Below are 13,203 nucleotides of genomic sequence, written 5' to 3'. Positions count from 1 at the left end.
CCCGCTAAGGGACAGGGTCTGATTTCAATAATCGTGAACGATTACATGGAGTTTGCGACAGCGTCCGACAGCATCTTGACCGCGTCCTCGGACGACATGTCAGAGTTGAAATGCGCCGTGACGACATCGGTGATCGCGCCCGCTTGGGCGCCGAACAGCGCCATGCCGTGCGCATAGGACGGCAGCAGGGAGCCGTTCTCGGACGTGGACGTCATGTCAGCTGCCGATGTCTGCGCACAGCTGTCGAAGCCGTCGAGGGACACGTCGGTCCGCGCCGGGATCGAGCCCTTGTTCATGTTGAACACTTCCTGGAACTTCGGCCCCATCACCAGCTCTGCCAGCAACGCCTGACCGGCTTTCTTGTCGTCGCCGTCCACTTCGAACATGGCAAAGCTGTCGACGTTATAGAGGAAGCCGTCGCCGGGGGTGGAGGCGCAGGTGAAATCGACACCGGGCTTTTTGCCGGCGGCGAGGAACTCACCCTTCGCCCAGTCGCCCATGATCTGGAACGCCGCTTCGCCGTTCATGACCATCGCGGTCGCAAGGTTCCAGTCCCGACCGGAGAAGTTGTCATCGACATAGCCGCGCAAGGTGCGCATCTGGTCGAAGACGGCAACCATGGTGTCAGACGTCAACGCCGCCGGGTCCAGATCGACAAGGGCCGACTGGTAGAACTCGGGGCCACCAAGGCCAAGCACGACAGTCTCGAACACGGTCGCGTCCTGCCACGCCTGCCCGCCATGGGCCAAGGGAATGATACCCGCCGCTTGCAGCTTTTCGGCCGCCGCGTTGAATTCGTCCCATGTCGTCGGCATCTCGATGCCGTTGGCCGACAGGATTTCGGTGTTCGCCCAGATCCAGTCCACGCGGTGGACGTTTACCGGAACGGCGCACCACGTGCCTTCGCACTGCATGTGCGACGCGATGGAGGCAGGCAGCAGGTTGGCCCAGTCATTGGCTTCCGCCACGTCGGAGATATCGGCCAGCACGCCTTCCTGATACCATTCCTGAATGGACGGGCCTTTGATCTGTGCCGCTGTCGGCGCGTTGCCGGAGAGCACACGCGCCCGCAAGGCTGTGCCCGCCGCGTCGCCGCCACCGCCCGCAACAGGCATGTCGGTCCATGTGCCGCCATTGGCCGCAAATTCTTCCTGAAGCACGGCCACGGATTTCGCCTCGCCGCCCGATGTCCAGTAATGCAGGACTTCCGCCTCCGGCGCTGCATAAGCTGCACCCGTCGCGGCGATTGCGATCGCCGATGCCGCACTCAATACGTAAGTTTTCATTTTGGTTTCCTCCCAAGAAGTGCCCCTAGGGGCGTTCGTCCCGCGACTGTGTTGGGCTGCGGGCAGCCTTGCAATATCCGAATGGCAGGTTCCCGTTCCGGACATGCATAAATTCCGGCAAGCCGTTACACATTGTTACGCAAGCCTCGATTCTGTTGCCTGATGTTACATACATCTGGCGTAACTGTCGCTTGTACGCTGGAGGTAGGAGGACTTGGAGTAATGGCGATTCCACGCATTCTGGTGGTCGATGACGATGCGGAGATGCGCCAGATGATGACGCAATTCCTGCAACAGCACGGCTCCATCGCCCTGCCCGCCGCGTCCGAGGCCGAGGTGCGCAAACATCTGGCAGCGGGACGTATCGACCTGATCCTGCTCGACGTGATGCTGGGCGACGAAAACGGGCTTGAGATTTGCGGCAAGCTGCGGCGCGAGCAGGACGTGCCGGTCATCATGGTCTCGGCGCTTTCTGCCGATCACCAGCGGATGCAGGGCTATGAGGTCGGCGCCGATGACTATATCGCAAAGCCGTTCAACCCCGATCTGTTGCTCGCCCGCGTCAAGGCCGTCCTGCACCGGGCTCAACGCGCCTCGTCTCTCGCCCATCGTCGCAACATCCGGAGCTTTAGGTTTCAGGGCTGGTGCTATAACGCCAAACGAAACGAGGTGCTTTCGCCGGAAGGTGTGCAGGTCGCGCTGTCCAAGCGGGAAACTGCCCTGCTGCAAGTGCTTCTGGCAAACCCGCACATCCCCCTGACCCGCGACGAGATCGCGGAGGCGCTGACCGCCGACGACACAGCCCCGCGATCCGGTGAAACCAACGGGCGGTCCATCGACATGCTGGTGAAACGTCTGCGCTCGAAGATCGAACCCAACCCGAAAGACCCGACGGTCCTGCGGACCGAGCGCGGGATCGGATACATCTTCGCCGTCGATGTGATGACAGAGGATACATGACGCGACACGCCCCCAGCCTGCGCCTGGTCGGGATGGGCCTCGTGCTGCTCGCCTTCGTGGCGGGCGCGGTTTCCGCTTGGGTCTGGAGCCGGTCGGACGCGCGGTGGCAACAACACCGGACAGCCGCCTATTCTGCGGGTGTCGCGCTGTACTCGACGCTGCAAACCGGCACCTCGGCTCCAACAGGGATCAACATCACGCTGCTCCCAGACGCCGACCAGAAAATCGCGTCCCAAGGCGACTTCCTGCGGCTTTCGTTCGCGCCGCAGGTGGTTAGGCCGACACTGGTGCCGATCCTGCCCGACCCCAGCAATACGCGCGTGGCCGACGTGCTGACGCTGGTGATCCTGTCGCCCGATATCGTCTATCCCATCGCCCCGTTGCAGCAACGCGAACGCCAGACTGCCGCCGAGACGACCGGCGAGGTTCTGCGCCTGCTTGCGTCCTATTGCAGCGATCCGACCGTGCTTGCGCGCGTCGGCGTCGGCCCGTGGCTGCGTGTCGACGGTGGTGCCATCTGGAATTGCGCCGCAGCACCCGCCGATCTGCGCCTTTGGGCCGGTTTGGGGGCGGTTGTGGCACTGGCGGTTCTGGTCACCGTTCTGTTGAACACGACCGCCCATTTCACCAGTTTCGCATCCCGGTTGCGCAGCCGTCGAAGGCTCGACGGCCCAAGCAGCTACGACACCGATGGCCCGCAGGAATTGCAGGAAATCGTGACGGCGGTGAACAGCCATCTGGAGATGGAGCGCGCGCAACTGGCCGCCCGCGCCTCCGTGCTGTCAGGGGTCAGCCACGATCTTGGCACCCCCGCAACGCGCCTGCGTCTGCGCACCGCGCTGATCGAGGATGACGAGCTGCGCGGCAAGCTGGAGCACGACATCGACAGCATGACCGGCATGATCGAAAGCGTCCTGACCTATACGCGGGCCGAGATGAACGCCGAGGAGCCGCGCAAGATCTCGCTGCAATCTCTGATTGAGGCCATCGTCGCGGATTACGAGGATACCGGAAAATCCGTCACACTCCGCCCGCCGGAGGACGTGGTCATGCAAGGGGCGCAATCCGTCTTCATGTCACGACGCGGCAGCAGCGTCATTTCGGGCGATACGGATATAGTCATCAGCGCCCGCCCGATTTCACTGGAACGCGCGATCTGCAATCTGATCGACAACGCGCTGAAATACGGCCGCCGCGCGACCGTCTGGCTGGAGGCCGATGCGTCGTCGGTCACCATCACCGTCGAGGACGAGGGTTCCGCCAACACCGCACGCGATATCGAACTGCTCATGGCCCCGTTCAAACGCGGCGACAACACCGCCACGACCGACGGGTACGGCTTGGGCCTGACGATCGTAGACACGATCGCGAACCTGCATGGCGGATCGCTGTCGTTCGAGGACAAACCGGCTGGCATTGCCGCACGACTGACCATCGCCCGTAGCTGATTTTACACGCGCGCTGAGGTTTCGTTTTGTCTTGATCAATGGGGTGGTGGCGGACAGACAGTCCCCCGAACTATACTATTAAAATATTGTTATATATGTATTTAAACAATAGGTTGAGAAATTATACCACTTTTCATACCACTTGATGCCAATTATCGACGCACTTATTGGTAAGTCTTAGTCTTGGGATCGATCAAATAAACGACTAATGACTGGCAGCAAAGCGGACCGTAGGGTGCAACGTAGCGAATGACCGTTTCGAGCCCATTTTGTGAGTCCGGTTTTCATGCTGCGTGCGCTCGCGGCGGGGGAAATCCTGAGGTAGCGTAAAGTACGGTGCTGTCGGGCAGCGGGAAAAGCGGCCATTCGCGCAGAGTGCAGCAAGGATCAGGGACTGAATTTACGCAATGCGGACTTTCCCGCCATAGCCCTTCCGGGTGTTTGCTGCCGCAGCATCCGTTCGCAGGCGCGGCACACGATCTTCGGCATCCCAGCGAATTTCCCGTTTCCAGTCATTCACAGATGAAGAAATTGACGAAATCTAAACCGCACTTTCGCTGCATCCAGATTCTACCATTGCTACGCAAGACTTTCCCGACACTGACGTTTGGTATGTTGCTGACGCAGTATTTGCTCGTAGTTGCAGCAGTATGGTTTTTGTAGTGCAGCAGGTTTCGCCAGAGCAGCCGTTCAAATCCGCTTTCATCGACAAGCACTGGCCTATTCGATGCGCCCTTGCTTATGCATTTCCTGAATAAGACGATCACAGTTCGGATGGTTTGCATACATCAGTGAGGCTGTAACCGCTTGATATCGGCACCACTCTGTAGAGGTCGCATCTTCCGGCAGTGCCATACCGAAACCGCGTTCTACGAATTCCGCCAATGGAAGCGCATTCTTAGCCCAAAAGGCAATAACTTCATCACTGACTTCATTGCCAGAATTCGGTTGGGCGAGTGCGGGTCCAGAAAGAACAAGCGCGAGAGCAAACCATCTCATACTATCTGTTATCCTCATGTCCAAGGATTTCCTCGTTTCTTAAGTTCAGCCGAGAACGTTGCTTCTTCAGGACCCTGCGCTGTCGGGAAAAGACGAACAGATATGCCATAAAGATCAAACAGGTACTGTGACGGTGGCGGTAGCACGGCATTGGATCCGTAACTCGGATGCAGGTATGCTTCCCATGACTTCTCAAGTCCGCCAAAACTACGGATTATCGACAGTGGTTCTGAAATCTCACCAACTGCAAGCGCACTACGATAGCGTCGTAAAATCTCTTTGATTTGGTTTTGAGCGCTGGTTTCGAAGAAAGAAGCGGCGTCATGCAGATCGCGAGGATCTTCAGAGCTGGCTAATGGTTGTTTGGCTGCTGTGTTCTCCCAAAGGCCCGTTTCTGCAGCGCGTCTGACAATACGTGCAAACGTACCGACCAACGCAACGTATTGCACCAGGCGCCGATCCGCCTCTTGGAAAAGTGCCAGCCTTTCTTCGAACAAGCTCATAGATCACAATCCCCTATGCGTCCGGCACGAACTGTCGCGCGGGATGCCTGCGTTGGCGCGTTCCAATCGGTATAGTGGTACTCCTTAACCTGAGAGGAAGGAATTGCTGGCTCGGGGTATGCCGTGCGCGGAAACCAAAGTTGTTCTCCACCACCTTCAAGCATTTGACCGTCGTGCGGTACCCTATGTTTCGTGGCGTCTCCAAGATCTTGAGGTCCAATTTCTCCAACCAGAGCAGCTGGTGGTGGTGGGACATCTGCTACCATATATCCTCCACCACGGTTCCAGTCATTTGAAACTGCATCTCTCGTGCGCCAAGCCATTTCGTCACTCGGAGGCGGTGACCTACTCCAGAAAGAGCCGCCGATTTGGCTTTCATCTCCAACGACGCGATACATGCGCTCAGTGCCACCTTGAGTAAAGTCAACGAAGCTTGGCTTAGATCCAAATGTAGCGAGTTCGTTGACGAATCTTGCGGGATCATGCTGTGCGGCTTGCCTTAGGCTGTCAGGAAAGTTTGGATCGTTAAGCAACTCGTCTTTCCAACGCATTGCATCAATGCGTATCTGTTGCATACGTAGCTTGTCCTGAGGCGAAATTGAGCGCGCGCCGTTAGTCAATGCGTCTTCATCAAATCCATCCCTTGCCATACGTCTTTGAAAGCTTGTAAACGGCCCTGCGTCAATTACGGCGCGGGTTGCCCGCCGGATCACAATCCCTTGGCCCGGCATTACCCGCCATGCGCGAGACGCGAAATCGGCCAGCCCGCGCAGCAGGCGTTCACGGATTTCCTGCGCTACACGGGGGAACATCTGGGTCGCCATGCCGCGCACATGTTCGATGGTTTCGCGCAGTCCGTCACCCGTCCAGCGTGGGATGCGTTGCAAGCATGCGTCGAGGAATTCGTTGAACTTCCGCGTCACGAAACCAACTTGCGCAATCACGTCGTCAGCCAGCTTCTTGACAAACCGGTAGCCGTTGACGCGCATCCCCGTGCGGTGCAACGCCTTGTTGATATAAATCAGGATTTTGCCAACCTCGCCCGCGTTTCGCCAGACCAGTTTGATCACGCCCTTGGCCAGTGACCCCAGCGACGGAACTAACCCGATCAGGCAGGCAAAGACACCCACCCAAACACCGATCTCAGCATAGCGCCGGTCCCAGATCAGGGCTTTGCCATTGGCAACCAGATCACGGGCGTCGGCGACCTGATCGACAATAGGCACAGCCGTCACCACCGCATTTGTGATGATCTGGCCGGTGGACATGTCTTCGTTAAAGTCACCTTGTGCGACGTCCCATGTCCATTCCGCCCCGTTCATCACTGAATCTGCCGCGCGTTGCAGCCAATTGCGTTGATCTTCAACGGGCTGGGGCTCTTCAAAAGGGACAGGCTCTGTGGGATCGTCAAAGACGAACACCTCGACCTCGCCCGCGTGATCGCCAAGGTCCACATGGACGTACTCATGTTCCGCGTCAGGCCCGATGGAGATCACCCCTTCGGCGATGACCGTGCCGCCCGGTTCGCCGCCGTTTGGTGTTTGCACCACGTATACGGCATCTGTGATCGGATCGCCTTCGGTATACTCATACCGGACATGTATCCAGTTGCCTGTATGGCATTCGGCACAGCCACCGCCGACGGCGTTGCCGCTTTGGGATGCTGCGACATCCTGTGCTGATGTGTATTCAGAACTTCGTCCAGCCATAATGTACTCAGGTCTTCTCTAAAATGGTGCTGCGGCGTTCAAGCTCTTGCAAAAGGTTGTGTTTGAGATCGTCTGCGTCGCGGAATATCGCCTTTAGTTTCTCTTGCAAAGGATCATCAAGAAAATACGGCGTATATAGGGCCGACAGGATGTAATGTGCCATTTGGCACTCCGAACTATGGAGCGATTTAGCCTGCTGTTGTGACTGACAGGTCCGGATGAATTGTTGCGCAGTATCAGCGTTATGAAATCCAAATTCAGGCGTATAAACTTGGGCAAGGTAATCTTGCGTGATCTCTTTTCGATCAAGGGCATAGCGTAGCTGTGACAATGTCTTTGTGACACTTGCCGCGTTTGTCATTACGTCTATTGGCACAGTTTTGTGCAGAGCTTCCTGAAAGCGCTTTGCGCGTAATCCGGGTGACGATTTTGCATCTGTCAAATAACGTTGGCTTAACCCAGCAATGCGCGGATCGTGCAAGAAATGCGTCCCGTAAAACAGGGCGCAACTGGCCATGCGTCCAAGATCACTGCGTTTGCTAAACCCAAACGGTTTGAGATACTCGGTCACACTGGTCACCATCTGCCCTAGCGCATCATGGCCTTCAATACCCAGAGCACTGGCACGAACTGGAACAGACCGAGCCAGAGACACCGCGTAATCACGTGCGAACTTGCTTTCGATAGCGGCATCGAATGAGGTTCTGTGGCGGTTGCTCAACTTGAATGGCTTTATCTCGGCAGCCTCAACGTCTGGAGCAGTAACAACGTAGGTCGCATCCTTTGTCGGTGCGTAGAAATGATAAAACGCGCATCCATCTGGCGCAGTCAAAAGACGCTTCGTATCAGGCTGCTCAAGAAGATGGATGAAAGCGTTCGGTTCCCAGAACCTGAAATAGAACCACTTGCCCTGTTCATCTTGGACTTTGGTAAATTTCCTAAAGTGTTTCCACATGGCATCGAACGTGCCGCACGACCTGACATAAATACCTGGTTCGCTGTCCCACATATGCCACGGCACATCCGAGCGGGTGAACAGATTGCGAGTGAAGCGGTTACCCTCTTCCAGTCGGGCAATCCACGGGGCCACATCTTTCAGTTCATCGTAAGCATCGCCTTTGAACAAGCAGCGATGCTCCAGACCTGAAGCATCCAGCATTTCGGGCAGGTTTGTGACCTTTGCAGCATCAAGAACAGCGTAAGTGTGCAGAGGCGGCACCTTGCCTGTGTCGCCACCAGTCGCCCGCGCCAGATCGGCCTCTGTCGGCTCTGGCTGGCCGAAGAGAGCGTCTTGCAACATGGCCGGTACGGTAAGTGGTTCTGCAACGCCTAACTGCGCATCAAGCGGTTCAACACCGTGGATAGCCTGCAAATCCAAATCCGATGCGGACGGCTTTTCAGACGCAGTGGGCCATTGCGTCCAGTAATCAAAATCATTGTCTGTGCTCATGGCGCGCCACCCACGTAATGATAGGTAATACAATTTCGCTCAGGTTATCTCATGGCCGGGGCTGTGCAACCTAAAGCCCTACTCTATGTTGTGCTCGAAGTTGACCTTGACCCGCCCATAACAGGTGGCAACTAAGGCCGCATCTTGATAATTGAGCGTGTTGTTTCCGCTGCGCTAGGCATGAATGACCGCTGTTCCTGCTGCCCGGCGGCGTAGAATTTTACGCTGTTGCAGCAATTTCCGCGCTACGAGCGCACGCAGCACAAATCTGACACTTCCGCTATGGGCTCCTTGCTGCCATTCTCCGCCCTGCAGCACGGTTAGCAACGGACTGACGGCGCGTCACCACTCACGGCCCTAAGCCGACGTTCGAACTAGGCGCAGCGAACGACTGCTTCGAGCCCAACCCCGCCATTGTCATTTCGTGCTGCGTGCGCTCGCAGCGCGAATAATACCGCGTGAGAGAAAAATCCGATGCCGCTTTGCCGCAAGAAAACCGTCATTCATGCAAACCGCAGCAAGAACGAAGTAATGAAGAGGCAGGTCGCGGGCAAAACCGGCGTTGATAATTCTCCCTTCTCTCGACTTTGCGTAGTGTAGCGGCCTTTGTGCCTCCTCCGCACGCACCCAAAACAGGTGTAGATCATCCGAGTCTGTGTGGTTAAGGTCATCAAAGGCAAAGCAATTTGCCGGACTGGCAATTTGGGGTCTCTTCGACATGCGCACTATTTTCTTCAGCTTCTTACTTGTTACACTTTGCGGCACTTTCGCCATCGCGCAGGATCAGCCAAAACTGGTGAAGTTGGTTGAGGTTCAAGCCGGCGCCTCCGAAACCACGCGTCAGTTCTTTGGCCATGCGGTTGCAAAAGAAACCGTTGATCTTGCGTTTCAGGTGGGTGGCCAAATTGTTGATATCCCGATCGTTGAGGGCCAGCCCATCGCACAAGGTGCAACGGTTGCCGTGCTTGACCTTGAACCGTTCGAGATTGCCTTGGATCAAGCCCGCGTTCAGAAAGACCAAGCAGATCGCACCTTGGCGCGGTTTCAAGCCTTGCAAGGCAGTGCTGTGAGCCAAGTGAGTGTCGATGATGCTGAGACCCAAGTACAGCTTGCTGAGATTGCCGTCAGAAACGCCGAACGTTCTTTGAACAGCGCGCAGTTGACCGCCCCATTCGATGGGTTGGTTGCGGCGCGCAACGTTGCTAATTTCTCTACGATTGCGGCGGGCACACCGATTGCCCGGCTGCATGATATGTCTGAAATACGGGTCGAGATTGATGTCCCCGAGGTGCTATTCGGCCGGGCCGGGCGCGATCCTGATGTGGCATTGTGGGCGCAATTGCCGGGCAGTGACACGCGCTATCCGCTTGAGGCCCGCGAATTCAACGCCGAGACATCCCAAGTTGGTCAGACCTTTCAGATTACACTGGCCATGGACCCGCCTGATGATCTGATTGTTTTCCCCGGTGCCTCTGTCACGGTCTATGCAACCTTGCGCGGGGGCCCTGATGCGTTGCGTATCCCGCAATCGGCGGTGATCACATCAACGGATGGCATGACGCAGGTTTTGGCATTTACAACACAAGACGGCACGACCGGGACGGTTTCTGCTGTTCCCGTTGCCATCGAACCTGCCCCAAATGGCGATATTCTGGTTCTGGAGGGTCTTGAGCCGGGTCAGGAAATCGTGGCGAGCGGCGCGCATTTGTTGAACGATGGTGATGCGGTGACACGCTTTACTGGCTTTGCGAACTGAGGTCGGATTATGAACATTGCGCGCGGATCAATCCAACGGCCCATTATCACATGGCTGGTCATTTTGGGCTGCCTTTTTGGTGGTGTCTGGGGCTTTGGCAATCTTGGTCGCCTTGAAGACCCGGCGTTTACCATCAAGACAGCCGTCGTCGTGACCCAATACCCGGGTGCGAGCGCTGCACAGGTGGCGCGAGAAGTATCTGAACCGATTGAATCCGAAATTCAGAAAATGGCCGAGGTCAAGCGGGTAAGGTCCATGAACCAACCTGGGCTATCGTGGATCACGGTTGATATGAAAGACACCTACGATGGGTCTGAACTGCCGCAAATCTGGACCAAACTGCGCAACCGCACTGCTGCGGCACGGCTACCCAGCGGGGCTGGTGCTCCTTTCGTGAATGATGGGTTTGGTGATGTCTTTGGCATTTACTACGCCGTTCAGGCCCCCGGCTTTTCGGATGCTGAGATCAATGACCTTGCCACCTTCTTACGGCGCGAAATGCTGGCCGTGTCCGGGGTCGCGGATGTCAGCCTTTCGGGTGTGCCGAATGAGGTTATTTATGTTGAGCCTGATCTGACGCTCAGCACGAACCAAAACGTGCCGCCCGCAGCCATTCAGGCGGCGATTGCAAATGCCGATAGTGTTGTCGATGGTGGATCGTTTCAGCGCCCTGATGGGCGCACCTTGATCCAGGGGCCAGAGGGAAGTGACAGCGTTCAGGAAATCGCCGGCCTGACCGTGGGTGTTGGGGGCGAAGTTCTGAACCTGCGTGATTTTGCAAGCGTGAGCCGAGAGCGTGAGGCAAACCCAAGCCTTATGATCCGCCACAATGGCGTGGATGCGTTTACAATTGGGATTGCTGGCATCGCCACGGAAAATATCGTTGATGTTGGTCATCGCACCGATGCGCGGCTTGCGGAACTCGCGCCGCAAATTCCATTAGGTGTGCAGCTTGATCCGATTTATCAGCAGCACCTTGTTGTGGAGGAGGCATCAGGGTCGTTCCTGATTAACCTCGCGATGTCGGTCAGCATCGTCGTGGTCGTGTTGGCTTTGTTCATGGGGTGGCGCGCGGCTGTGGTGGTCGGCGCGACGCTGCTTTTAACCGTTGTTGGTACACTGTTTTTCATGGCGATATTTTCGATTGAGATGGAGCGGATTTCTCTGGGTGCGCTGATCATCGCGATGGGGATGTTGGTCGACAACGCCATCGTTGTCGCAGAAGGCATGCAAAACACGATGCGGCGCGGACAAAATTCGCGCGATGCGGCAGATGAAGCGGCACGCAAAACGCAAATCCCCCTTTTGGGCGCGACCGTCATCGGGATCATGGCATTTGCAGGGATTGGCCTTAGCCCGGATGCAACAGGTGAATTCCTGTTTTCGCTTTTTGCGGTGATTAGCATTTCCTTGTTGTTGTCCTGGGTCCTTGCGCTGACGGTGACACCACTTCTGGGGCATTACTTCTTTCAGCAAGGCGATGGCTCGGATACGGGCGCTTACGATGGTGTGCTGTTTCGTGCTTATGCAGCCGCTTTGCGGGTATTGCTGCGGCTGTGGTGGGCCGTGTCGCTCGGGTTGCTCGCGGTGACGGTGGTGTGTTTCATGCTGTTCGGCCAGATCAAGCAGCAGTTCTTTCCAGACAGCAACACGCCCCTGTTTTTCGTGCATTACAAACTGGCGCAGGGGGCATCGCTGCAGGAAACCTCAGACGATATTGCCCTCTTGGAAGCTTGGCTTGCCGAGCAGGATGATGTGGTGTCGGCCACCTCTTTTGTCGGGCAAGGCGCGTCGCGCTTTATGCTGACGTATCAAGCAGAGGACCCGAACCCAAGCTATGGCCATATCATTGTGCGCACGCAGTCGATTGATGAAATCGCGGGGCTGATTGCCGGGATGGAAGACTTTGCCGCGATGACATTGCCTGAAGGCGAGTTCCGCGCAAAACGCCTTGCCTTTGGACCCGGCGGCGGTGATCCGATCCAAGTGCGCTTTTCCGGCCCAGACGCGTCCGTGTTGCGCGATTTAGCCAATACAGCAGCGCAGCGGTTGCAGGCCGCATCCCCTGACATTGTCGCCCCACGGATTGACTGGCGCGAGATGGAGCAGGTCTTGCGTCCCGTCTACGCCACCGACCGCGCACAAGAGGCGGGGATCACCCGTGATGCCGTGACCGAGGCGATGCGCTTTGCCACGACGGGGATCACCGCAGGTGTGTACCGCGAAGGGGATCGCCAAATTCCCATCGTGGTTCGGGCCGATCCTGATGCAGGTCTACTGCTGACAGATCATGTGATTTACTCAGACAGCGGCCAAACCTTCGTGCCATTTGAACAGGTCACCGACGGCTTGCGATTTGAATCGCAAGACACCCTTCTGATGCGCCGTGACCGCGTGCTGACGATCACGGTCGGGGCCGATATCAGCAAGGGGCTGACGGCCGCGCAAGTACAGGCGCAGGTGAACGACACGATCAACACCATGCCGGTCCCTGCAGGCTACACCATGGAATGGGGCGGTGAGTTGGAAAGTTCGCGCGATGCGCAGGCGGGTTTGGCCAAACAACTGCCGATGAGCCTGATCGTAATGGTGCTGATTTCAATCCTGTTGTTCAACGCTTTACGCCAACCGCTGATCATCTGGCTGCTTGTGCCGATGTCCGTCAACGGGGTCAGCCTCGCGCTACTCGGAACTGGCCTGCCATTCACGTTTACGGCTTTGTTGGGGCTATTGTCCTTGTCTGGAATGCTCATCAAAAACGGGATCGTTCTTGTCGAAGAGATCGACATTGTACGCCGCGAAAATGCGACGATGGATTTGCAGAACGCGATTGTGCAGGCATCGACATCACGTTTGCGCCCCGTGATCCTGGCCGCAGCAACAACAATCCTTGGGATGATCCCCTTGATCTGGGACGCGTTCTTTCAGTCGATGGCGGTGACAATCATGGGCGGCCTGGCCTTTGCTTCGGCACTGACGTTGATCGCAGCGCCGGTCTTTTACTACGCAATGTTCAAGCGGCAGAGCGCTCCTCGAACACAAGCGGCCACAGCATGAAGATACGCGCACTGTCTATCGTTTTGCTTGGCCTC

General features: G+C 56.9%; 10 protein-coding genes. 4 read left to right on the top strand and 6 right to left on the bottom strand.

Going from position 1 to position 13,203, the window contains the following annotated elements:
• Positions 1 to 41: 41 nt before the first annotated feature.
• A complete protein-coding gene (locus THALAR_RS03875; protein ID WP_021100176.1) occupies positions 42 to 1,286 on the bottom strand; it encodes an ABC transporter substrate-binding protein in 1,245 nt (414 codons plus the stop codon).
• Between the two features lie 222 nt (positions 1,287 to 1,508).
• Between THALAR_RS03875 and THALAR_RS03870 the strand changes: the two genes are divergently transcribed.
• Together THALAR_RS03870 and THALAR_RS03865 are read left to right on the top strand one after the other, a co-directional pair.
• A complete protein-coding gene (locus THALAR_RS03870) occupies positions 1,509 to 2,246 on the top strand; it encodes a response regulator transcription factor (RefSeq protein WP_021100175.1) in 738 nt (245 codons plus the stop codon).
• The gene (locus tag THALAR_RS03865; protein WP_021100174.1) at positions 2,243 to 3,694 is read left to right on the top strand and encodes a sensor histidine kinase; all 1,452 of its coding nucleotides are present in this window, start codon (positions 2,243 to 2,245) and stop codon (positions 3,692 to 3,694) included. Before THALAR_RS03870 ends, THALAR_RS03865 begins: the two co-directional genes overlap by 4 nt.
• 720 nt (positions 3,695 to 4,414) lie before the next feature.
• Here THALAR_RS03865 and THALAR_RS18335 read toward each other — a convergent pair.
• The 5 genes from THALAR_RS18335 to THALAR_RS18550 form a co-directional block, all read right to left on the bottom strand.
• The gene (locus tag THALAR_RS18335; RefSeq protein WP_154666741.1) at positions 4,415 to 4,693 is read right to left on the bottom strand and encodes a hypothetical protein; all 279 of its coding nucleotides are present in this window, start codon (positions 4,691 to 4,693) and stop codon (positions 4,415 to 4,417) included.
• Positions 4,694 to 4,707: 14 nt separating this feature from the next.
• Positions 4,708 to 5,196 carry a hypothetical protein gene (locus THALAR_RS18330; protein ID WP_154666740.1) on the bottom strand — a complete coding sequence of 163 codons (489 nt, stop codon included), beginning with the start codon at positions 5,194 to 5,196 and terminating at the stop codon, positions 4,708 to 4,710.
• Positions 5,193 to 6,905 (bottom strand): hypothetical protein, encoded by a 1,713-nt coding sequence (locus THALAR_RS03860; protein ID WP_021100172.1) that lies wholly within the window; start codon positions 6,903 to 6,905, stop codon positions 5,193 to 5,195. Before THALAR_RS03860 ends, THALAR_RS18330 begins: the two co-directional genes overlap by 4 nt.
• A gap of 7 nt (positions 6,906 to 6,912) precedes the next feature.
• Positions 6,913 to 8,355: a DUF4123 domain-containing protein gene (locus THALAR_RS03855; protein WP_021100171.1), complete on the bottom strand. Its 1,443-nt coding sequence runs from the start codon at positions 8,353 to 8,355 to the stop codon at positions 6,913 to 6,915.
• A gap of 417 nt (positions 8,356 to 8,772) precedes the next feature.
• Positions 8,773 to 9,075, bottom strand: coding sequence for a hypothetical protein (locus THALAR_RS18550; protein ID WP_040817167.1), 303 nt, complete (start codon positions 9,073 to 9,075; stop codon positions 8,773 to 8,775).
• Here THALAR_RS18550 and THALAR_RS03845 point away from each other — a divergent pair.
• Together THALAR_RS03845 and THALAR_RS03840 are read left to right on the top strand one after the other, a co-directional pair.
• Positions 9,074 to 10,111 carry an efflux RND transporter periplasmic adaptor subunit gene (locus tag THALAR_RS03845; protein ID WP_040817165.1) on the top strand — a complete coding sequence of 346 codons (1,038 nt, stop codon included), beginning with the start codon at positions 9,074 to 9,076 and terminating at the stop codon, positions 10,109 to 10,111. The genes THALAR_RS18550 and THALAR_RS03845 overlap by 2 nt on opposite strands.
• Before the next feature lie 9 nt (positions 10,112 to 10,120).
• Entirely contained in the window at positions 10,121 to 13,168 is a 3,048-nt protein-coding gene (locus THALAR_RS03840; RefSeq protein WP_021100169.1) for an efflux RND transporter permease subunit, read from the top strand.
• Positions 13,169 to 13,203 lie beyond the last annotated feature (35 nt).

The organism is Litoreibacter arenae DSM 19593 (genome assembly GCF_000442275.2).
In the GTDB taxonomy this organism is placed as follows: domain Bacteria; phylum Pseudomonadota; class Alphaproteobacteria; order Rhodobacterales; family Rhodobacteraceae; genus Litoreibacter; species Litoreibacter arenae.
This window is presented reverse-complemented; position numbering and strand designations above follow the sequence as displayed.

Bases quoted from the DNA above. Each gene is read 5' to 3' on its own strand.
- THALAR_RS03875 (WP_021100176.1), bottom strand. From the start codon at position 1,286: ATGAAAACTTACGTATTGAGTGCGGCATCGGCGATCGCAATCGCCGCG.
- THALAR_RS03870 (WP_021100175.1), top strand. From the start codon at position 1,509: ATGGCGATTCCACGCATTCTGGTGGTCGATGACGATGCGGAGATGCGC.
- THALAR_RS03865 (WP_021100174.1), top strand. From the start codon at position 2,243: ATGACGCGACACGCCCCCAGCCTGCGCCTGGTCGGGATGGGCCTCGTG.
- THALAR_RS18335 (WP_154666741.1), bottom strand. From the start codon at position 4,693: ATGAGATGGTTTGCTCTCGCGCTTGTTCTTTCTGGACCCGCACTCGCC.
- THALAR_RS18330 (WP_154666740.1), bottom strand. From the start codon at position 5,196: ATGAGCTTGTTCGAAGAAAGGCTGGCACTTTTCCAAGAGGCGGATCGG.
- THALAR_RS03860 (WP_021100172.1), bottom strand. From the start codon at position 6,905: ATGGCTGGACGAAGTTCTGAATACACATCAGCACAGGATGTCGCAGCA.
- THALAR_RS03855 (WP_021100171.1), bottom strand. From the start codon at position 8,355: ATGAGCACAGACAATGATTTTGATTACTGGACGCAATGGCCCACTGCG.
- THALAR_RS03845 (WP_040817165.1), top strand. From the start codon at position 9,074: ATGCGCACTATTTTCTTCAGCTTCTTACTTGTTACACTTTGCGGCACT.
- THALAR_RS18550 (WP_040817167.1), bottom strand. From the start codon at position 9,075: ATGTCGAAGAGACCCCAAATTGCCAGTCCGGCAAATTGCTTTGCCTTT.
- THALAR_RS03840 (WP_021100169.1), top strand. From the start codon at position 10,121: ATGAACATTGCGCGCGGATCAATCCAACGGCCCATTATCACATGGCTG.